Annotated in this window: 21 protein-coding genes; 8 read left to right on the top strand and 13 right to left on the bottom strand. The window is 59.5% G+C overall.

Going from position 1 to position 20,944, the window contains the following annotated elements; translation table 11 throughout:
• Nucleotides 1-22: 22 nt before the first annotated feature.
• Together ARCT_RS26835 and parC are read right to left on the bottom strand one after the other, a co-directional pair.
• Nucleotides 23-643: a hypothetical protein gene (locus tag ARCT_RS26835; protein ID WP_051360999.1), complete on the bottom strand. Its 621-nt coding sequence runs from the start codon at nucleotides 641-643 to the stop codon at nucleotides 23-25.
• 140 nt (nucleotides 644-783) lie between these two features.
• Nucleotides 784-3,129 carry a DNA topoisomerase IV subunit A gene (gene parC, locus ARCT_RS0124820; protein WP_027242527.1) on the bottom strand — a complete coding sequence of 782 codons (2,346 nt, stop codon included), beginning with the start codon at nucleotides 3,127-3,129 and terminating at the stop codon, nucleotides 784-786.
• Between the two features lie 334 nt (nucleotides 3,130-3,463).
• Between parC and ARCT_RS0124815 the strand changes: the two genes are divergently transcribed.
• From ARCT_RS0124815 to ARCT_RS0124790, 6 genes are all read left to right on the top strand, one after another.
• Nucleotides 3,464-4,207 carry an SH3 domain-containing protein gene (locus tag ARCT_RS0124815; RefSeq protein WP_027242526.1) on the top strand — a complete coding sequence of 248 codons (744 nt, stop codon included), beginning with the start codon at nucleotides 3,464-3,466 and terminating at the stop codon, nucleotides 4,205-4,207.
• A 53-nt stretch (nucleotides 4,208-4,260) separates the two neighbouring features.
• On the top strand, nucleotides 4,261-5,091 hold the full coding sequence (locus ARCT_RS0124810; protein ID WP_027242525.1) for an SDR family NAD(P)-dependent oxidoreductase: 831 nt from the start codon (nucleotides 4,261-4,263) through the stop codon (nucleotides 5,089-5,091).
• A gap of 72 nt (nucleotides 5,092-5,163) precedes the next feature.
• Complete coding sequence (locus ARCT_RS0124805; RefSeq protein WP_027242524.1) at nucleotides 5,164-5,370, top strand: twin transmembrane helix small protein; 207 nt, start codon at nucleotides 5,164-5,166, stop codon at nucleotides 5,368-5,370.
• Nucleotides 5,371-5,372: 2 nt separating this feature from the next.
• A complete protein-coding gene (locus tag ARCT_RS0124800) occupies nucleotides 5,373-5,945 on the top strand; it encodes a cob(I)yrinic acid a,c-diamide adenosyltransferase (RefSeq protein ID WP_027242523.1) in 573 nt (190 codons plus the stop codon).
• 370 nt (nucleotides 5,946-6,315) lie between these two features.
• Nucleotides 6,316-7,074, top strand: coding sequence for an electron transfer flavoprotein subunit beta/FixA family protein (locus ARCT_RS0124795; RefSeq protein WP_027242522.1), 759 nt, complete (start codon nucleotides 6,316-6,318; stop codon nucleotides 7,072-7,074).
• Nucleotides 7,074-8,003 (top strand): electron transfer flavoprotein subunit alpha/FixB family protein, encoded by a 930-nt coding sequence (locus ARCT_RS0124790; RefSeq protein ID WP_027242521.1) that lies wholly within the window; start codon nucleotides 7,074-7,076, stop codon nucleotides 8,001-8,003. The genes ARCT_RS0124795 and ARCT_RS0124790 overlap by 1 nt, the downstream gene beginning before the upstream one ends.
• Nucleotides 8,004-8,187: 184 nt before the next feature.
• On the opposite strand, the gene ARCT_RS26830 is transcribed toward ARCT_RS0124790, so the two are convergent.
• Nucleotides 8,188-9,003, bottom strand: coding sequence for a DUF6473 family protein (locus tag ARCT_RS26830; protein ID WP_036785418.1), 816 nt, complete (start codon nucleotides 9,001-9,003; stop codon nucleotides 8,188-8,190).
• Nucleotides 9,004-9,160: 157 nt separating this feature from the next.
• Here ARCT_RS26830 and ARCT_RS0124775 point away from each other — a divergent pair, with 157 nt between their 5' ends.
• Nucleotides 9,161-10,036 (top strand): 3-hydroxybutyryl-CoA dehydrogenase, encoded by an 876-nt coding sequence (locus ARCT_RS0124775; protein WP_027242519.1) that lies wholly within the window; start codon nucleotides 9,161-9,163, stop codon nucleotides 10,034-10,036.
• A gap of 232 nt (nucleotides 10,037-10,268) precedes the next feature.
• Here ARCT_RS0124775 and ARCT_RS0124770 read toward each other — a convergent pair whose 3' ends face one another.
• From ARCT_RS0124770 to ARCT_RS0124740, 7 genes are read right to left on the bottom strand one after another with little or no spacing between them, the layout of a single operon-like run.
• Entirely contained in the window at nucleotides 10,269-11,162 is an 894-nt protein-coding gene (locus tag ARCT_RS0124770; protein WP_027242518.1) for a lysophospholipid acyltransferase family protein, read from the bottom strand.
• A 33-nt stretch (nucleotides 11,163-11,195) separates the two neighbouring features.
• The gene (locus tag ARCT_RS0124765; RefSeq protein WP_027242517.1) at nucleotides 11,196-11,465 is read right to left on the bottom strand and encodes an HPr family phosphocarrier protein; all 270 of its coding nucleotides are present in this window, start codon (nucleotides 11,463-11,465) and stop codon (nucleotides 11,196-11,198) included.
• A complete protein-coding gene (locus tag ARCT_RS0124760; RefSeq protein ID WP_027242516.1) occupies nucleotides 11,466-11,873 on the bottom strand; it encodes a PTS sugar transporter subunit IIA in 408 nt (135 codons plus the stop codon).
• Nucleotides 11,874-11,893: 20 nt separating this feature from the next.
• On the bottom strand, nucleotides 11,894-12,754 hold the full coding sequence (gene rapZ / locus ARCT_RS0124755; protein WP_027242515.1) for an RNase adapter RapZ: 861 nt from the start codon (nucleotides 12,752-12,754) through the stop codon (nucleotides 11,894-11,896).
• Nucleotides 12,755-12,768: 14 nt separating this feature from the next.
• A complete protein-coding gene (locus ARCT_RS0124750; RefSeq protein WP_036785416.1) occupies nucleotides 12,769-13,212 on the bottom strand; it encodes an HPr kinase/phosphorylase in 444 nt (147 codons plus the stop codon).
• Between the two features lie 6 nt (nucleotides 13,213-13,218).
• Nucleotides 13,219-14,934 carry a sensor histidine kinase gene (locus tag ARCT_RS0124745; protein ID WP_027242513.1) on the bottom strand — a complete coding sequence of 572 codons (1,716 nt, stop codon included), beginning with the start codon at nucleotides 14,932-14,934 and terminating at the stop codon, nucleotides 13,219-13,221.
• Nucleotides 14,935-14,967: 33 nt separating this feature from the next.
• The gene (locus ARCT_RS0124740) at nucleotides 14,968-15,672 is read right to left on the bottom strand and encodes a response regulator transcription factor (protein WP_027242512.1); all 705 of its coding nucleotides are present in this window, start codon (nucleotides 15,670-15,672) and stop codon (nucleotides 14,968-14,970) included.
• Between the two features lie 356 nt (nucleotides 15,673-16,028).
• Between ARCT_RS0124740 and ARCT_RS0124735 the strand changes: the two genes are divergently transcribed.
• Nucleotides 16,029-17,627, top strand: coding sequence for a phosphoenolpyruvate carboxykinase (locus tag ARCT_RS0124735; protein ID WP_027242511.1), 1,599 nt, complete (start codon nucleotides 16,029-16,031; stop codon nucleotides 17,625-17,627).
• Between the two features lie 82 nt (nucleotides 17,628-17,709).
• Here the strand turns inward: ARCT_RS0124735 and dgt are convergent, their stop codons facing one another.
• The 3 genes from dgt to ARCT_RS0124720 form a co-directional block, all read right to left on the bottom strand.
• Nucleotides 17,710-19,068, bottom strand: coding sequence for a dGTP triphosphohydrolase (gene dgt / locus ARCT_RS0124730; protein WP_027242510.1), 1,359 nt, complete (start codon nucleotides 19,066-19,068; stop codon nucleotides 17,710-17,712).
• Nucleotides 19,069-19,158: 90 nt separating this feature from the next.
• Nucleotides 19,159-20,055, bottom strand: a complete 897-nt coding sequence (locus ARCT_RS0124725) for a cation diffusion facilitator family transporter (protein ID WP_027242509.1) — start codon at nucleotides 20,053-20,055, stop codon at nucleotides 19,159-19,161.
• 65 nt (nucleotides 20,056-20,120) lie between these two features.
• On the bottom strand, nucleotides 20,121-20,888 hold the full coding sequence (locus tag ARCT_RS0124720; protein ID WP_027242508.1) for a sulfite exporter TauE/SafE family protein: 768 nt from the start codon (nucleotides 20,886-20,888) through the stop codon (nucleotides 20,121-20,123).
• Nucleotides 20,889-20,944: the final 56 nt, after the last annotated feature.

Raw genomic sequence — 20,944 nt, 5'->3', positions numbered from 1 at the left:
GCGATCTTCCTCCCGCCTGTTTTTACTCTGCAACAGGCGCTGTATCGGACGCCGGTTCAACCGGCTTTGGTGCCACTGCGGTGCTGGTGCTGGCCTCTGCGGTATCGTCCCCGCCAAACCAGCCTTTTTCAACACGTTGCTTGGCCATGTATTCTTCCAGCCCATCAACAATCTTGAGCGCCAGCCCGTCGATCTGCTCGGCCTTTGTGCGGCTGTAGCCCGACCCAATGATGGCGCTCTCGCCGGTGGTATCCTCAAAGATCTTCATTTGATGCTCTTTCAGGAGATAGGTCTTGGTGGTGACATCATAGACAAAGACATTCACCACGGCGGCGCTTTTGGGGTTCACCAGCACCGGGATGCCGCCGGTGGCCAGCAAAAAGCCCTCCAGGGTGATGGCCACATCGTATTTGCCGGTGCCCGTGTAGCGCCCCAAACGGGCCTCAAGGGCGCGCTCGATGGGCTCATTCCACTCGGAAGGTTCGGCCGCCCGGGACAGCGGCCATTGCAGCGCCTTGTCGGTATAGACAAAAGAGACCCGCATGTTGAAGTCGCCAAGGTCTTCTTTGGCCTCGTTCAATTGAGTTTCTTCGCAGGCAGCCAACAGGACCATAGAGGCCAGAAGAGCAAGGATTCGGAACATCAAGGGCCTCATCGGGTAGGAACAATCGGTTTTGATCTAGCTTCAGATAGACCAGAGCCGCCCAATCGGTAAACCAATAGCGGCGGCTCTGGCAGGGTCGGTGGCCTAAGGGTCACAGAACATGGGCGAAAAACTTCCCATTATTTGAACTTGTAGTTCCGCGGGAAGCCATAGGGGGGCCGTTTGCCAATACCCGCGCGTTTGCCCAGCCATTGGCTGAGGTCGGTTTCATGCCGGGTCTTGCCGCCACCCATTTCCCAGGAGATGCCCTCGTCCCAGTTGAAGGTGGTGATATCGCTGAGCCCACCGTCCAGTTCAAGCGAGCCCTGCTTGCCCCGTGCCATATTGTATTTCTGCAACCGCACCCCTTTGCCACGGCTGAGTTCCGGCATTTCCTCCACCGAGAAGACAAGAAACTTGCCGTTTTCCGAGACAATCGCCACGTGATCACCGGTCACCGGAATACAGATCTGAGCGCGATCATCATCTTTGACGTTCAGCACCTGTTTGCCGCTGCGGGTCTGCGCCACGATATCCTTTTCCGCGCAGATAAATCCATTGCCCGCCGAAGAGGCCACCAACAGGCGCCCTTCGGGATGGTGGATCAGGATATCGACGATCTCGACCTCATTGGGAAGATCCACGATCAGGCGCAACGGCTCGCCCATGCCCCGTCCGCCGGGCAGATTGGCGGCGCTGACGGTGTAAAAGCGGCCATTGCTGCCAAAGACCAGCAGCCGGTCGGTGGTTTCCGCATGAAAGATGAACCGGGCGCCATCGCCATCCTTGAACTTCAGCTCGCGGTTCAGATCGATATGGCCGGTCATTGCCCGGATCCAGCCCATCTGCGAGCAGACAACGGTGATTGGTTCGCGGTCGATCATCGCCTCCAGTGGCACATCTTCGACCTCGCCAGCCTCGGCAAATCGGGTGCGGCGGGCGCCGCCTGCATAGTCTTTGCCAAATTGCTTTTTGGTGGCGCGCAACTGCTCGGTGATCTTGCTCCACTGCAGATCGTCAGACCCCAAAAGCTCAACCAGCCCGGCGCGTTCTTCGCGCAAAGCGTCGCGCTCCTTGGTCAGCTCCACCTCTTCGAGACGACGCAACGAGCGCAGCCGCATGTTGAGAATCGCCTCGGCCTGGACTTCGCTCAGCTGGCCCTCACCCGCAGCTGGGGTGACATAATCCGCTTCTTCATAGGCACGCGGATGATCCAGATCCCAGTTTTCCCGCATCAGGGCGGCCTTGGGGTCCTCGTCATAGCGGATGATATCAATCACCCGGTCCAGATTGAGGAAGGCGATGATAAAGCCGTCCAGCACTTCCAGCCGGTGGTCGATCTTGCCCATGCGGTACTCGGACCGGCGCTGCAACACGTCGCGGCGATGATCCAGGAAGGCGCGCAGCACCTCCTTCATTGAGCAGACCTTGGGCGTAACCCCGTCGATCAGCACGTTCATATTGAGGCTGAAACGCAGCTCAAGATCCGAATTGCGGAACATCATGTTCATCAGCACGTCGGGATCAACGTTCTTTGACTTGGGCTCCAGCACGATGCGGACGTCTTCGGCCGATTCGTCGCGCACATCCGCCAGGATCGGCACCTTTTTGGTCTGGATAAGCTCGGCGATCTTTTCGATCAGCTTGGACTTTTGCACCTGATAGGGGATTTCGGTGACAACGATCTGCCACTGACCGCGCCCCAGATCCTCGACCTCGTGGGTACAACGCAGCCGGAAGGAGCCGCGCCCGGTGCGGTAGGCCTTGGCGATATTGTCGCGGGGTTCAACGATAATGCCGCCGGTGGGGAAATCCGGTCCCGGCACATATTTCAGCAGGGTATCATCATCGGCACCCGGTGATTTGATCAGGTGGATACAGGCGTCAATGAGCTCCGCAATGTTATGCGGCGGAATATTGGTCGCCATGCCCACGGCAATCCCGGTGGCGCCATTGGCCAGAATATTCGGGAAGGTTGCCGGCAGAACGGCAGGCTCCGTGAGGCGACCATCATAGTTGTCGCGAAAATCAACCGCGTCCTCGGTCAGCCCTTCGAGCATCGCCTCGGCAACAAAGGTCATCCGTGCCTCGGTGTAGCGCGAGGCCGCCGGGTTATCGCCGTCAATATTGCCAAAGTTCCCCTGGCCATCGACCAGCGGGTAGCGCACGTTGAACTCCTGCGCCAGACGCGCCATGGCATCATAGATCGCCGCATCGCCATGGGGGTGGAAATCGCCCATGGTATCGCCGGAAATCTTGGCCGATTTCAAAAACCCGCCCGTAGAGCTGAGCCGTAGCCGGCTCATGGCATAGAGGATCCGCCGGTGCACCGGCTTTAGCCCATCGCGCGCATCGGGCAAGGCCCTGTGCATGATGGTGCTCAGGGCATAGGTCAGGTAGCGCTCACCAATGGCGCGGCGCAGGGGTTCCAGAATCTCGCCGTTTTGCGGCAGCGGGGCATCGGTCTTATCTTGGGTGTCGCTCATGCTTTGGTGATACTTCCCCCATCTGCTGCGGTAAAGCGAAGGTTCATATTTATCCACCGACTTGCGACAGGTGGTGCATTTCCAGCATGCCGACACAGGCCTGCTAGCCGACACAGGCCTGCTGCGGACGCCGATTTGTGCGGATCGCGGCAAAAGGGGGAGAAGCCCGGGCAGTCTCCCCTGTGTTCGGTCGAGATTCGAACTATATTAAGGGGATCAGTTTAGGCTATGGCGGCCTTTGGTGCTGCCGCGTCGGTCCAATGCCGTGTTCCAGCTTCTTTGGACGTGCCGCCATTCTTTGCCGCTATTGATTTATTGTTCAGGGGGATGCGCTATGTCGCGCTTAGTTATTGTGTCTTTTGCCTTTTTGGGGTGGGGCTTTTACGAACTCAGCGGCGGAGGCGACTTTGTCGCCCCCGAACGCCCGCCCGAACCTCTGGCTGAGATCAACAATACCTCAGCAGCGCTGCCCGCCTCGGAAATTGCTGCCAGCACCTTCCAGCGCAGCGCAAAAATACGCGCCGCATCCCTGGTCACGGCTCCGGTCCTGCAGCAGGCATCGGCCTCGCGCTCCCAGGCAGAGACCACTTCGCGGCCAGCCCCCGATCCTGCGCATCGCCAGGCTGTTGCGCTGGACAAAATTGCCTCCGCCGGAGCCAGCCTGCAAAGCTCTGGCAGCGCCTTTGCCCCCTCCGCTGAAACCGGCCTGTTGCATATGGACAATATCCAGGGCGGGCTGGCGGCGATGACCAGTCAGCCTGCCACAGGCAGCTACACAGGCGGGAACACAGGCAGCAACACTGGCGGGTTGGTGCTGAACACCGGGCTGACAGGCGCAGAGCCTGCCCAGCCTTTGATTCCAGCCGAAAGCTATCTCGATATTCGCGAAATCCGCGCCTCGCGCGTCAACATGCGCCAGGGCCCCGGGACGCTCTACCCGGTAACGGCACGGCTCTTGGCTGGGGATGAGGTGCTGATCATGGAGGACAGCGGTACAGGCTGGCTGCAGATCAGAACCCGCAACGGCTCCAAGGTTGGTTGGGTTGCCGCTTCCCTGGTGAGCAAGAAACGCTCATAACCCTCTGAACGGTCCCAGCCTCCAGGCCGGACATTCAGAAACAGGGTCACCAGATGCACAAAACAATTCTGATCACGGGCTGTTCCTCGGGGATTGGCCTGGACGCCGCGCGCGCCATGCAAAAGCGCGGCTGGCGGGTCTTTGCCTCGTGCCGCCAGCAGGCGGACTGTGACAGGTTGCGGGCCGAAGGCTTTGACAGCCCGCGCATCGACTATACCGACGCGCAAAGCATCACATCCGGGCTGGCAGAGGTCCTGCAATCCACGGGCGGCACATTGGATGCGCTGTTCAACAACGGCGCCCATGGGCTTCCGGGTGCGGTAGAAGACCTCGCCACCGAAGGTCTGCGCGAGATCTTTGAGACCAATGTCTTTGGCTGGCACGAGCTGACCCGACAGGTGCTGCCAATCATGCGGGCGCAGGGCCATGGTCGTATCGTGCAAAACTCATCGATTCTGGGGCTGGTCTCTTTCCCCTGGCGCGGCGCCTATGTGGCGACAAAATTTGCCATCGAAGGGCTGACCGACACGCTGCGGGTTGAACTGACCGATACAGATATCAAGGTGGCCCTGATCGAGCCCGGCCCGGTGACCTCAAAATTCCGCGAAAATGCCATTCCCCATTTTGAGCGCTTCATCGACTGGAAGAATTCGCCCTTTCGTCCTCTCTATGAGAAAAAGCTGCTCAAACGGCTGTATGAAAGCACCGGGCCGGATCAGTTCGAACTGCCACCTGCTTCGGTGAGTGCCAAACTGATCCATGCCTGCGAATCGCCACGCCCCCGCGCGCGCTATTATGTGACCACCCCAACCCATATCGCCGGTTTCCTGCGCCGTGTCCTGACAACCCGGGCAATTGACCGCATCCTGGCGCGGCTCAGATAGGCAATTGGCTGTCGCCAAGGTCGGCGGCACAGGCTAGACCAGAGCCCAGGCAAACGCGAAGGAAGACATCAAATGGGTGATCCGCTTTATATTCTGGCCGTGCTGGCGATGGCGGCTGTGGTTGTGGTGCTGGTTCTCGGGCTTGGCGGCTTTGGCAAAGGCGGCGCCTTCAACCATAAATACGCCAATAAGCTGATGCGGCTGCGGCTGTTGTTCCAGTTCATCGCCGTGGTGCTTTTGGTGGCCTATGTGTACCTGCGCGGCCAGGGAGGCCAGTAACCATGGTTGTACTGAACAAGATCTACACCCGCACTGGCGACAAGGGCGATACCGCGCTTGGCAATGGCGCACGCGTTGCCAAACATGATGCACGGGTGAACGCCTATGGCACCTCGGATGAGCTCAACGCCTTTATCGGGGTTGCCCGCCTGGAGGCAAGCGGCGACATGGACGCCGCCCTGTCGCGCATTCAGAACGATCTCTTTGATCTGGGCGCGGATCTCTGCCGCCCCGAGATGGAGAAAGACGCCGAAGCCGAATATCCGCCGCTGCGCGTTGTGCAGTCCCAGGTCGACCGGCTAGAGAGCGAGATTGATGCAATGAACAAGGCGCTGGCACCCCTGCGCAGCTTTGTCCTGCCCGGAGGCAGCGCCCTGGCGGCGCATCTGCATGTCTGTCGTACCGTGGCGCGCCGCGCCGAACGGCTGACAACAGAGCTGGCCATGGTCGCCGAGATCAACCCGGTGGTGGTGACCTATCTGAACCGCCTGTCAGACTGGTTCTTTGTCGCCTCTCGCCAGGCCAATGACAATGGCGCCAATGACGTGCTCTGGGTGCCTGGCGCCAACCGCTGAGCCACCTCCCCGACGCGGGCTGTGGCCTGTCTCGTCACAAAAGCACCCCGCGTCACATGCTGCGCCGCAGCGTCATCTGCGCGGAAACCCATCGACAGGCGGACGATTCGCGCCTAGCTATCTCTTGCTCCGGGACCCGTCACACCGGAGCAAACCGCCAGCCGATTTCGCGTGACCCATGCGAAATGCGAGCAGCCACCACGAAACATTCTTGCAAGATTGTCGTGGCAAAAGACAAAACACGACGTCTGCGAACTGCAACGTGACGATTTTTCTCTGTTGTGCCCCGGACTGAGCCGGTATCAACAGCGCGAGAGCATAGAGGGTGCCCGTTTCGGCGGTGTGCCGTTTGTTAAGGAGAGAACGCAAAATGAAGGTACTCGTGCCTGTCAAACGCGTGATTGACTATAACGTGAAAGTCCGCGTCAAAGCGGACGGAAGCGGTGTCGATCTCGCCAACGTCAAAATGTCGATGAACCCCTTCGACGAAATCGCTGTCGAAGAGGCCATCCGCCTCAAGGAAGCAGGCAAGGCTGATGAAGTCATTGCTGTTTCCATCGGCGTGAAGCAAGCTCAGGAAACCCTGCGCACTGCCCTGGCAATGGGCGCCGACCGCGCCATCCTGGTTGTTGCTGCTGACGACGTTCACAGCGACATTGAACCGCTTGCGGTTGCCAAGATCCTCAAAGGCATCGTCGACGAAGAGCAGCCCGGCCTGGTTCTGGCTGGCAAGCAGGCAATCGACAACGATATGAATGCCACTGGTCAGATGCTCTCCGCCCTTCTGGGCTGGTCGCAGGGGACTTTTGCCTCTGAGCTGGACATCGACGGCGACAAGGCTGTTGTGACCCGCGAAGTGGACGGCGGTCTGCAGACCATCAAGGTGAACATGCCTGCCATCGTCACCGTTGACCTGCGTCTGAACGAACCACGCTATGCTTCGCTGCCAAACATCATGAAGGCGAAGAAAAAACCAATGGCCGAAAAGACTGCCGCCGATTACGGCGTCGATGTCACACCGCGCCTGGAAGTGGTTTCCACCACCGAGCCAGCGGCCCGTGCCGCCGGTATCATGGTTGGCTCTGTTGATGAGCTGGTCGAGAAACTCAAAGAAGCGGGGGCTGTGTAATGGCTGTTCTTCTCCTTGCTGAAGTCACCGATGGCGCCCTGGCGCTGGACGCAACCGCAAAGGCTGTGACCGCTGCCGCAGCTCTGGGCGACGTGACCGTTCTGGCCGCTGGTGCTTCGGCCGCCGCAGCTGGTGCCGAAGCCGCCAAAATCGCTGGTGTGTCACGCGTTCTGGTTGCCGAAGACCCATCGCTTGGCCACCGCCTGGCGGAACCCACAGCGGCGCTGATCGTCTCGCTGGCTGGCGACTATGAGCACATCGTTGCCCCCGCCACCACCGACGCCAAAAACGTGCTGCCCCGCGTGGCCGCGCTGCTGGACGTCATGGTGATCTCGGATGTGACAGCTGTTGTTGACGGCTCCACCTTTGAGCGTCCCATCTACGCAGGCAACGCCATCCAGACCGTCAAATCCTCGGATGCAAAGAAAGTTATCTCTTTCCGCACCGCGACCTTTGACGCGGCTGGCGAGGGTGGCTCTGCCTCGGTTGACACCATTGGTGCCGCTGAGAACCCCGGCCTGTCCGAGTGGGTCGAAGACAAGGTCGCCGCATCTGACCGCCCCGAGCTGACCTCGGCTGGCGTGGTTGTTTCCGGTGGTCGCGGCGTTGGCTCTGAGGAAGACTTCAAACTGATCGAAGGTCTGGCCGACAAGCTGGGCGCTGCGGTTGGTGCCTCGCGGGCGGCGGTCGATTCCGGCTACGCCCCCAACGACTGGCAGGTTGGCCAGACCGGTAAGGTCGTGGCGCCTGATCTCTATATCGCCATCGGTATTTCCGGTGCGATCCAGCACCTGGCCGGCATGAAAGACTCCAAAGTGATCGTCGCAATCAACAAGGACGAAGAGGCACCCATCTTCCAGGTTGCTGACTTTGGCCTGGTTGCCGATCTCTTTACAGCCGTGCCTGAGCTGACCGAAAAACTCGGCTAAGCGAACAGTTGCAACCCGGGGCAATCCCAGGCTGCAGCACTATTAGGAACGGGGCCCGCAGAAACTGCTGGCCCCGTTTTTTTTGGGTCTTCTGAAACGCCGCACTGTTCCCGGGTGCTGCCGGTTGCTGCCAGCCTCTGCCACGGCCTGTCGCTGCGATACTACCCGCGCGACCAACCAAAGATCACAGCAGGCCCTGCAACTTCTCAGCCAGGGCGTTGCCAATACGCGCATGTTCTTTTGGGCCCAATACATGCTGGGCCGCAGGAAAGTCCAACTCCCCCATAGTCATTCCGTCAAAATCATCCACCAGACCGGCGGGCGCCACATCGACCTGCACCACCCCCATGGTGCGGTCCTGCAGGGCCTGGATCATATTGTTCTCCACCAGGACTGGCTCGTGATTAAAGGCGGCATTGCCTTTGAGGTTATACCGCACCCAGAGCAGTACAACCCGTCCCTCCAGCGTCGCAATCACCTGCGCCATGCGCTCAACCCAGGTGTCCTGAAGATGTCGGCGCAGCTCAGCAAACCGCTCCTCGGAAAGCGCCTGCAAGGTGGTCAGCAAATGTTTGTTAAAGTGGAATTCGGTATAGTCCACCTCTGGGAACAGCGTCTTGAGCGCGGGCTGCGCCTGCAGGAAACGGTCATTGCGCCGCGGATGCACCCGGTAATAGCGGTTGGAGACATTCTGCGCCCCCAGCACCTGCACCACGCAAAGCTCTGCCCCCCGCGCAACCTCCAGCAGCGCCTTGTCGCAGGCAAAGGTGTCCAGACCTGCGTTCACCGCAGCCAGGTTCACGCAGGAGGTTTTTAACAAAGATTCGCTTACATCCGAAAAGGGAGTCTTCACAAACCGACCAAACACCTCTGTTCCACCAAGAAAAGCGATATATGGACTGTCTAGATCTCTTTGGGGGCCACGTACTGGCAAGCGCGATCCCGCATAGCAGCACGTTCCACCCGAAAGCGCGCCAGCGCTTTTGGTTTCATAGCTCATAGTTCCCACCAATTTATTCACCCAAGGTTCACTTTGGTGGTGAAAGATTGCAAATTCCCTAAAGTTAAATTTCACCTAAAATTCCAGACGTGCAGCCTTGTGTCTGCCCCAAAGCCCCCGATAAGGTTGCCAGGCAGGCAAACTGGGAGCCACTGGCATGGATATCAAAAAGATCGGCATCATTGGCGCAGGCCAGATGGGCAATGGCATTGCTCATGTCACGGCATTGGCAGGCTATGATGTTGTTTTGAATGACATTAGCCAACAATCTCTGGATGCTGCGGTCAGCGCCATTCACAAAAACATGGCGCGTCAGGCCAGCCGTGGCAAAATCGCCGAAACAGATGTTACCGAGGCGCTGGCCCGGATCACCACAACGCTGACTCTGGCTGATATCGGCGCCACGGATCTGGTGATTGAGGCCGCAACCGAGCGTGAAACCGTCAAGCAGGCGATTTTTGAGGATCTGCAGCCGCATTTGCAGCCGCATACGATTCTCACCTCCAACACCTCATCAATTTCGATTACCCGCCTGGCCAGTCGCACCGACCGCCCCGAGCGCTTCATGGGATTCCACTTCATGAACCCGGTGCCGGTGATGCAACTGGTAGAGCTGATCCGCGGCATTGCCACCGATGAAGAGACCTTTGCCAGCTGCCAGGCCGTGGTGGAGCGCCTCGGCAAAACCGCCGCCAGCGCCGAAGACTTCCCGGCCTTTATCGTCAACCGCATCCTGATGCCGATGATCAACGAGGCGGTGTATACTCTCTATGAAGGCGTCGGATCGGTCAAATCCATCGACGAGTCGATGAAACTGGGCGCCAACCACCCGATGGGTCCGCTAGAGCTGGCTGATTTTATCGGTCTGGACACCTGCCTCGCCATCATGAACGTGCTGCACGAGGGTCTGGCCGACACCAAATACCGGCCCTGCCCGCTGCTCACCAAATATGTAGAAGCTGGCTGGCTGGGGCGCAAGACCCAACGCGGGTTCTATGACTACCGCGGCGAATCCCCCGTCCCAACCCGCTAGGCCCGATCCGGAACTGCTGCTTCGGAGCCCTCATCGCCTGACGCCCGCAGGACGGCGGCGCGGACAGGGCACAAGCCAAATTGCGGAGGCTCCGCGCCCTTTGGGCGTGGATACCGTCATTTTGCTTGGGGCAGGGCCAAGCCGCTGTCACGCAGGGATCAGGAGATGCGGGCTTTGAAGTTGCTGCTTTGGTGACTCAGAAGCTGAAAACCAACCTCAACAGAAGCCCGTCTCAGCTCTTTTGGCCAAGACCCAGCGTATGCGCGCGGAGCCAGGCCATAAACCCACGTGGATCGCTTTGCAGCCGCTCCATCTGCGCCTCGGTCAGGACCTCCCCGACAACCGGCGCCTGGGGTTTATTACAAGAGCGCACGATCTCATGCAGCAGCAGGCCCTGCCGCAGGATCGGCGAGATTTTATTGGCGATCTGATAGCTGCGTGAATTGCGGCCGGGGAAAAAGATCGGCACCACCCGCGCGCCAGAGCGGCGGATCAGTTGCGCGGTAAAGACATTCCATTCCTGTTCGATCGCAGGACCAAACCAGGTCTGCGAAGACATCACCACCCCCGACGGGAACAGCGCAACAACCCCTCCGGCTTTGAGGTGGGTCATGGTCTTGGCGCGCATCTCGACCATTTTCTTTTGCGCATCCGGATCATGCGGAAAGGGCACCGGGATCATAAAGGAGGTTGCAGCCTCATCGAGACCGGTCAGCACTGACCGGGTCAAAATCCGGTAATCCTGACGCACCCGCCCGATCAGATCGGCAAAGATCATGCCGTCGACCATACCGTGGGGGTGATTGGCGACAATCACCACCGGACCGTCGCTGGGGATGCGTTTGATCTGCTCTTCCGGGGTCATCAGGTCGATGCCCATGATATTGAGCGCACCGCGCCAGAACTTTTGCCCCCGGTATTCCGCGTTTTGATTTTCAAACTTCTTGACCATGCGCATAATGGTCAGCTTGCCGGTCATCCACTCGATGACCTTGATGGCCAAAGAGGTCCAGCGATCGTCAAAAGAATTGGCATAGGTCAACGTGCGGCGGTCATAGACCTCACCGGTGCCCTTTTCGGTCTCCGGTGTAACACCGGTGCTCTGCTCATGTGCCGTATCCGCCACCGTGCCATTCCTGTCAATTGAGGGGAGCCGAGATTAGAACCCCTCGCCGAATTTATCAGCCACCAGGGCCTCCACTGCATCAGCCAGAGCACCAGCATCCGGCCCCGAAGTCTCGACGTCAATAGTCGTTCCTTTCGAAGCTGCCAACATCAAAAGCCCCATAATACTGTCCCCAGAGGCAGACAGTCCGTCCTTTGAGACCTCTGCCGTGGCGTCGAAGCCTTCGACAACCTCCACCAGTTTGGCAGAGGCACGGGCATGCAGCCCCTTTTCATTCACGATTTTCAATGTCTTCAAAGCCATTTAGTGCGCCTGCTCCCCATCGGGGTTGATGTTTCGAGAATTAATATACTTACGCCCAGCTTCCATCGCCTGACGCACGGCTTCTCCCACGACAAGATTGCGAGATTTGGCCAGCTTGATCAAAAGCGGCAGATTTGCACCGTAAAGAATGCGCCGGTTCGACGGTTTGCAGGCCCGCAGGCTGAGGTTCGAAGGGGACCCGCCATAGAGATCTGTCACCACGACAACCCCGTCACCGGTATCCACCTGATCCGCCGCCGCGCAGATTTCGCATTGTTTGTCTTCACGGTCATCATCAGGGGCGATGGCAACGGACAAAAGGTTGGGCTGAGGCCCTACAACATGCTCGACTGCGGCCAGGTATTCCCTTGCCAGCCCGCCATGTGCCACGATCACGATCCCGATCAATCCTGCAACTCCGTATCCTGCTAGCCTCGCAGCTCGCGGTGTCTAATTGACACCTGCTGGCCCTCTTCTGCAAGGGCTTTTGCAAGGGTTTCTGCCAGAGTAACCGAGCGATGTTGTCCCCCCGTGCAGCCAAACGCGATTGACAGGTGCGATTTCCCCTCTTCGCGGTAGGCCGGCAGCAAATACAGGGTCATCTCCAGCACCCGCGCAAAGAAGCCTTCATAGCGCGGATCCCCCCGTACATGCGCCTGCACAGCCGCATCGCGCCCATCTAGTCCACGCAGGCTCAGGTCCCAGTAGGGGTTGTTCAGAAACCGGCAATCAAACACCATATCAACGCTGCGCGGCACCCCGCGTTTATAGGAAAAACTCTGGATCGACAGCGCCAGCTTGCGACCCGCAGGCACAAAGAGATGCTCGATCTCCGCCTTTAGCTGATGCACATTCATATCCGAGGTATCCAGCAACAGGCTGGCCCTGTCGCGGATCGCACCCATCAGGCTCAGCTCCCGTTGCACCCCCAGTTCGGGCGTTTCCCCCGGAGACAGCGGATGGCGCCGCCGGGTTTCCGAATAGCGCTGCACCAATACCTCGGGGCGGGCATCCAGATAGAGCACCGACAGGTCACAGTCCTCACGCGCTTCCAGCATGTCAAAGACCTCCAGCAGCGCCGCCGGGGAAAAATCACGGTTGCGACTGTCCATCCCCAGGGCCATGGGCCCGGCGCCACCAGCCGCCGACACAAGCCCCGGCAACAGCCGTAAAGGAAGGTTATCAATGGCCTCATAGCCAAGATCTTCGAGCACATTGATCGCAGTTGTACGCCCGGCGCCCGAGGGGCCGGTCACCAGAACAATCGGGGTTACCTTGGTGTCAGACATTGCCACACCGCCAGTCAGGGTTTTGCATCGGGATCCAAAGCTCCGGATTTGAGAAACTGTATCACAGCAGCAGCAAAATGGCTGTCCTCTATCCGGCGAAAGATCTGGATCTGCTGCCCCAATAGCTCCTCGTGACGCATAGCGGGCAGGCGCTCGGTCTCGACCTGATCCAGGTCGATGATCGCACAGATCGCGGTTTCTGTGACCGCAGCAACGGTCAGTATCCCAACAAATCGCGCTTCGATAAGCCCCCCGGCTCCGGGGGATCTGGCATAAATACCCGCATCCTGTTGCCAGATCTGCACCTGGTCATCTGCCACCAGATCCGCCCCATAGGCCATCAACTGCAAGGCCAGCGAAGATTTACCGCTGCCCGAGGCCCCCCGGATCAAGACCCCACGTCCACCCAGAGCCACACAACTGGCATGCAGGGTGAGACTGGGGGAGCGCGGCGCCATCACAGATCAGACAGGCAGGCCAACAACAAATCGTGCGCCCAGGGGTTCAGAGGTGACATCGGCCTCGGTGGGGCGAATGTTTTCGGCCCAGACCACACCGCCATGGGCTTCGACAATCTGTTTGGAAATCGCCAGCCCAAGGCCGGAGTTATTGCCAAAATGCTCATCCGGGCGTTGCGAGTAGAACCGCTTGAAAATCTTTGCCAGCGCTTGTTCCGGAATGCCCGGGCCGGTGTCTTCGACCACGACCAGCACCCGGTTGTCCCGTCGGCGCGCCCAGACGCGGATTGCATCGCCTTCTTCGCAAAAGGAAATCGCATTGGTGATCAGATTGACAAAGACCTGTGCCAGCCTCGCCTCCAACCCCTGGATCATCACCGGGCGCTGCGGCAGATCGGTGATATAGTCGATCTGCTTGGCCCGCGCGTCTTCGCCAAGGTACTGGTTGAGATTGGTCAGCATTTGCAGGAGATCAAATTCGTCCTCTTCCTCTTTCACCAGTTCAGCATCCAGACGCGAGGCATTGGAGATATCGCTCACCAGCCGGTCCAGACGGCGCACATCATGTTCGATGACCTCCAGCAGCTTTTCGCGCTGGTCGTCGCGTTTGACCATCCGCAGGGTGCCGACGGCGGATTGCAGACTGGCCAGAGGGTTCTTGATTTCATGCGCCACATCGGCGGCAAACTGTTCGTTGCTGTCGATCCGGCTATACAGCGCCTTGACCATGCCACGCAGGGCCCGGCTCAACCGGCCGATCTCATCCGGGCGCGCCGACAGGTCTGGGATGCGAATACGCCCCGATTGTGCCTTGCGGGAATCCCGCTCGCGCCCCAGCTCGGCGGCCTCGGCCAGATCCGCTAGTGGATTGGCAATGGTCGAGGCCAATACCAGGCTCAGCCCGACAGAGACCAGCAGGGCAATGATAAAGATCTGCAACACCCGTTCCCGTTCGCCGCGCACCAGGGCGTCGATCTCACCGGAAGGCGAGGCAAGCGCCACAACCCCGATGGCCGTGCCATTGCTGAGAATCGGCGCCACCGCAGATAAAACCGTTCCGCCGCTGGTGTCCCCGACCACTTCGATCTTGGCGCCTTCGGTCAAGGAATGCTGCACCAAGGCCTGCAACTGTTCCTGCAGCGGCTTGATGTGGCCCTCGTCGGCAGTTTGGGATTGGAACACCCCGCCCAACGTCGTCCAGAGCGTCGACAACCCGTCGGAAATCAACGTGCGGCTCTTGGCGCCCTCGTTCAACGCATTCAACGCGTCAGGCCGGTTGACCCCGGTCACCTGCGCCACCAGCACCCCCGAGGTGTCAAAGACAAAGGCCTCGACCCCGCCGCGCAGGGCCACGCCATCAAGCACCTGCACCGGGTCAATGCCATCGCCCGTTGTCAGGCTGACCGCCCCCGAGGAGGGCAATACCGCCTCAAAAACATCGGCCAGCAACGACACTTCGGCCACCAGAGCCCCGGCCCGCTGTTTTACCAGACTTTGCCGCGAGGAGTTCAGGTAGAGAATGCCGGCGACCAGAATAATCAGGGCAATCAGGTTGAAGGTGATGATCTTGCGCGTCAGAGGTGAGCCTTTCAAAGAGAAAAACCCGCGGCGCGCCCGTTTCACCTGCATTTCGGCAGCAACAGTCTGATCCGGTGCGATCCAGTCGTCGCCCAGAACCACATCTCCATCTTGCCGTCTTGGTGTCATGCCAGTGTCACGCATTATTGCACGCCTCCCTGGGAAAGACTGCAGGTCTTATTCTTCATTATAGCGATACCCGATCCCGTAGAGGGTCTCGATCGCAGCAAAATCGCCATCAGCTGTCCGCATCTTCTTACGCAGCCGCTTGATATGGCTGTCGATTGTCCGGTCATCCACATAGACCTGATCATCATAGGCCACATCCATCAGCTGGTCGCGGCTTTTGACAAAGCCGGGGCGCTGCGCCAGAGCCTGCAGCAGCAGGAATTCGGTCACCGTCAGCGACACGTCCTTGCCCTTCCAGCTGACCGCGTGGCGCAGTGGATCCATCCGCAGATTGCCACGGTCCATCACTTTTGTCTCTGGGGCCTCGGTTCCGGCCTCATCACTGTTCAGCGCCTCTTGGCGGCGCAACAGGGCGCGAATGCGCTCGACCAGCAGACGCTGCGAGAAGGGCTTTTTGACGTAGTCATCTGCCCCCATGCGCAGGCCCAGGACCTCGTCGATCTCATCATCTTTGGAGGTGAGGAAGATCACCGGCATCTGGGTTTTCTGACGCAGGCGCTGCAACAAATCCATGCCGTCCATGCGCGGCATCTTGATGTCCAGCACGGCCATATCCGGCAGCACCTTGTTAAAGGCATCCAGCGCGGCCTGCCCATCATTATAGGTTTCCACCTCAAACCCTTCGGCTTCCAGTGTCATCGCCACGGAAGTCAAAATGTTGCGGTCATCATCCACCAAAGCAATCTTCGACATCGGATCTGCCCCTAAATCTGCTCATTATATTGTCATTATTTTTAACCTTTCATCGCCCGTCTTGCGTGGCGAATCAATCCCCATTGGCGAATCAGGCCTCTCTTTGGCCACAATTAGGGCAAAAATGTCTTATCATCCGCTGAACAGTGAACAGCGATCCACCATCGCGGCAGATGGTTGCGCTAAACTCCGCTGTGATGGCGCTAACTGCGCCAAACCGTCCTGTTCAGTCATGGAAACGTCATGTTATGAGCAGCCTAACCGGTGTCGCTACCGGCACTTCTGCCCCGATCTGCCTTTGGGGCGCGGCTTTAAATGCATGCGGTTGATGACAACCGCCACAGGAGAGAGAACACATGGCATCTGGACGGGTTAACCCGAATTTCCGCCTCGAGGATCAAGGTATCGAGGGTCTGGGCAATGTCCATTACAACCTCATGGAGCCTGCACTGGTCGAAGCAGCGGTGCTGGGCAAAGAAGGCACTCTGGGCAACGGCGGCGCCTTCCTGGTGACCACCGGCAAGTTCACCGGTCGTTCCCCCAAGGATAAGCACGTCGTCAAAACCGACAGCGTCAAAGACACCATCTGGTGGGAAAACAACGCCGAGATGTCGCCTGAAGGCTTTGACAATCTCTATGACGATATGCTGGAACACATGAAGGGTGGCGACTACCACGTGCAGGATCTGGTTGGCGGCGCCGACCCCAAGCATTCGATCAATGTGCGCATGATCAGCGAACTCGCCTGGCACGGGCTGTTCAACCGCACCATGCTGCGGCGCCCCGCGCGCGAAGATCTGGACGATTTTGTTGCTGACTTCACCGTCATCAACTGCCCCAGCTTCCAGGCTGACCCCAAGCGTCACGATTGCCGCACCGAAACCGTCATTGCGATGAACTTTGATCGCAAGATCATCCTGGTCGGCGGCACCGAATATGCCGGTGAGAACAAAAAATCCGTCTTTAGCCTGCTGAACTACCTGTTGCCTGAAAAAGGCATCATGCCGATGCATTGCTCGGCCAACCACGCCAAGGGCAACCCGGTCGACACCGCCGTGTTCTTTGGCCTGTCCGGCACCGGCAAGACCACCCTGTCCGCTGACCCTGACCGGGTGCTGATCGGCGATGATGAACATGGCTGGGCAGACAATGGCACCTTCAACTTTGAAGGCGGCTGCTACGCCAAGACCATCAACCTCAACCCCGAAGCCGAGCCCGAGATCTACGCCACCACCACCAAGTTTGGCACCGTGGTCGAAAACATGGTCTTTGACGAAGAGACCAAAGAGCTCGATTTTGAAGACGACAGCCTGACGGCAAACATGCGCTGCGCCTATCCGCTGCACTATATCTCCAACGCCTCGGAAACCGCGATTGGCGGCCACCCCAAGAACATCATCATGCTGACCTGTGATGCCTTTGGCGTGCTGCCTCCCATTGCGCGTCTGACCCCGGCGCAGGCGATGTACCACTTCCTGTCTGGTTTCACCTCCAAGGTGGCGGGCACCGAGCGCGGCGTGACCGAACCCGAGCCCACCTTCTCCACCTGCTTTGGCGCGCCGTTCATGCCACGCCGCCCCGAAGTCTACGGAAACCTGCTGCGTGAAAAGATCGCCCAGCATGGGGCAACCTGCTGGTTGGTCAACACCGGTTGGACCGGTGGCGCCTACGGCGTTGGCTCGCGGATGCCGATCCGCGCCACACGCGGGCTGCTGACGGCCGCACTCGAAGGCAGCCTGGCCGAGGTCGAGTTCCGCAAAGACAGCAACTTTGGCTTTGACGTACCTGTTTCGGTGCCCGGCGTTGCCGAAGTCCTGCTGGACCCGCGCCGCACCTGGGACGATCAGGCCGCCTATGACAAACAGGCCGCCAAACTGGTTGAAATGTTCGCCAACAACTTCGAGCAGTATCTGCCCTTTATCGACGAAGACGTAAAAGCCGCCGCGATCAGCTAAGGCCCGGTGTCACCGCAGAAATGGAAAACCCGGCCACTGGCCGGGTTTTTTTGGGTCTGAATACTCTGATTTGGAGGCGGTTTCAGATCCGCCCTGCCACCATGTCCCGCACCTTCACCGCATAGCGGTCGGTCATGCCGGAGACAAAATCCGCCAGGCTATGCATCGCCGAATATTCGTCCGTAATGCCGCGCAGGTCCAGATCTACCGCCCGCACCAATTTGGCCCAATACCCATGGTCGGCCAGAAACCTCTCCACATCCCAATCACAGGCGCGCAGATCGCCATAAAGCCCGTGAAAATGCTCCAGCACCGCAAAGATCACCTGACGCCCGGCAATCTCCAGCTCGGTCTTGCGCCGCGCCGTAAAGATCCGTGCGTTTGAAATCTCTTTCATCTGGTCAAAGGCCTCCGCCTTTGAGGAGACCTCCATCAGACCTTCGTTGAACTCACCAGCCATAATGGCATCGTAATTGTCCATAAAGGCGGCAACCGCAGCTATGATCGCCTGATGGATGGCGCTGGCCCGGCGCATCGCCACAATTTCGCGCGCTGTCATCGCCGCGTCATCCGCCCGGTTCGGCTTACCTGCAATCATTTCCAGACAGTCGATGACCTGGCCGGTGCCGAGATCGCCCACCGTGGCGGCGTCTTCCAGATCCAGGATCCGATAGCAGATGTCATCCGCCGCTTCGACAAGGAAGGCCAGCGGGTGGCGCCGCCAGTATTTGCCCGGCCCGGCGCCGTCACTGCGCAGCCCTGTTGCCTCGGCCACCTCGGCAAACAATGCCGCCTCTGACCCAAAGACACCAAATTTCTTGAGCCCCACATAGCTCCCGTTGCTGCCCTGCCGCGCCAGTTTCTGTGCCTCGGCGGTGCAGGGGTATTTCATAAATGCCGCAAGGGTCGCATAGGACAGGCGCATGCCGCCGTCGCGCCGCGCCATTTCCAGGGCCGCCGCGATGCGAAAGCCCTGGGCATTGCCCTCAAAGGCCTCAAACTCCGCCTGCCGGGCCGCTGGCACCGCTCTGGCAACGCCGTTCCCCGTCTGAAACTGCGTCGCAAACCACTGGCCAATGCTGTCCTCGCCGGAATGACCAAAGGGCGGATTGCCGATGTCATGCACCAGACAGGCCGCCTGAACCGTGCCGGCAATCACCTCGCGCTGCGCCTCGGTGATATGGCCCTGCTCCAGCATCGCCTGCCCCGCCAGCACACCTAGCGAGCGCCCGGCACTGGCTGTCTCCAGCGAGTGGATCATCCGGTGGTGCACATGGTCATGCTCATAGAGCGGATGCACCTGGGTCTTTTGCGCCAACCGACGAAAAGGCTCTGAGAACAGGATGCGATCATAGTCCTGCACATAGGCCGGACGGCCAGGGTCCTCGGTATACTCCGGGCGGCACAGACGCCCCGCATTCAACAACCTGTCCCATTCCATCGCCATCGCGCCCAACTCCCGTGACTGCCACTCTCTATGGGGCGGTTAAACGGGAGCGCGCGGCAAAATGCAAACGCTTCACAGGCCGCCCTACACCGGGGCGATGCCCGATGGTTCCAGCTTATGTTCGGGTTCCACGTGAATGGTGACCTGCGCCTCTGGAAAGCTGGTCTGGATGCGCTCTTCGATGCGGTCACAGATCGTGTGAGAGGCCTGCACCGTCATCGTGCCCTCCACCACCATGTGGCATTCGACAAACAGGGCGACACCGGCACGGCGGGTTTTCAGCCCATGCACCTGCAAAGCCCCCGCAGCCGCGTGATGCAACACCTCTTCGATCCGGGCCCGCTCTTCCTCGGGGGCGGCGGAATCCATCAACCCATTCACCGAGGAGGCAACAACGCCGTAGCCTTCGCGCAGGATATTTACCGCCACCAAGAGCGCCAAAAGCGGGTCTAATATGGCCCATCCGGTCACCATCGCCAGCACCAGCCCGAATAAAACCCCAACCGAGGTCCAGACATCGCTCATCAGGTGGCGCCCGCCGGCGATCAGCGCCGGAGAGTTGAGCGCCCCGCCCCGGGTGATCAGCAGCCGCGCCCAAAGCAGGTTCAACACCAGGGCAGCCCCGTTGACCAGCAGCCCGGCGCGGCCCCACTCTGCCGTCTCGCTTAGATTGCCGAGCGCCTGCACCGACTGCTGAACAATCAGCAGCGCTGCGATGATGATCATGATACCTTCGAGAACAGCCGAGAAATACTCGGCCTTATAGTGGCCAAAGGGATGGCCGACATCTGCGGGCTTTTTGGCGTAGTGCACCGCCATCCAGGCCATCACCGCACCGCCAACATTGACAAACGACTCCAGCGCGTCCGACAGCAGTGCCACCGAATCCGTCAGCCACCAGGCCACCAGTTTCAGGCCCAGCACCAACACGGCAATCAGGATTGTGCCCGAAGCCAGTCGTTCTGCATTCATCCGCTGCATTGCGCTTTTAGTGTTCCTTGGTTACCCCTGCCTGCCAGACCGGCCTGTCGGCCAACACGGCCAGCCTACAACATCAACCCGCGACGCAACAGATTGAGCCCGGCCAGAAGCAGAACAATTAACGTGGCTTGCTTAAAAACTCTTTGATCAATGCGGTCATGCAACATGCCGCCAATCCACATGCCCAGCACTGCCGGGACAATCAGCAGGATCGAAAACGGCAGGGTCTCGATGCGCATCACACCCGACCCCATATGGGCAAACAACAGGGCAAAGGCGCCCATGCCGTAGATCACCCCCTGCACCCGGATCTGTTCGCTTTTTTCGGTTCCCAGCGCCGTCAGATAGGCCACCGTGGGTGGCCCCCAGACGCCGGAAACACCGCCGATCAACCCGGCAAAGGCGCCAACCATGACCTCAACCCGTGGTGTCGGCTTGGCCAGGGTCAGGGGCACCCCCAACAGCTGCAATAATACAAACAGGGTCACCGGCGCACCAATGGCCAGGAACATCACCTGCTGTGGCAGCACCCGTACCATCTGGGCGCTGAGCAGCAAAAAGACCAGCCCGGCCAGCAGGAACAGGCGAAACCGTTGCAGCGAGGCAAAGGCCGCCCCGCCCCCCTGTCGCAACGCCTGCATCCAGTTGGTCACCAGGGTTGGCAGGATCAGCCCCGCCAGCGCCAGCTCGGGTGCGATAAACAGGCTCAACCCCGAGACCAGAATCATCGGCAGGGCAAAACCCACCATGCCCTTTACCGTGCCTGCAAGCAGGGCAATAGCAAAGGCAAAGGCCAAATCAGTGGCAGAGAGAAGCGAGAAAAACTGGTCCATGCCCCTGCCCTATCATCCCATTGGCGCAGAGAGAACCACGGTGCAGCGTAAATTTC

It is taken from the genome of Pseudophaeobacter arcticus DSM 23566 (assembly GCF_000473205.1).
Taxonomy (GTDB): Bacteria; Pseudomonadota; Alphaproteobacteria; order Rhodobacterales; family Rhodobacteraceae; genus Pseudophaeobacter; species Pseudophaeobacter arcticus.
The sequence above is the reverse complement of the archived record's forward strand: the minus strand, read 5'-3'. Positions and strand labels throughout refer to the sequence as shown.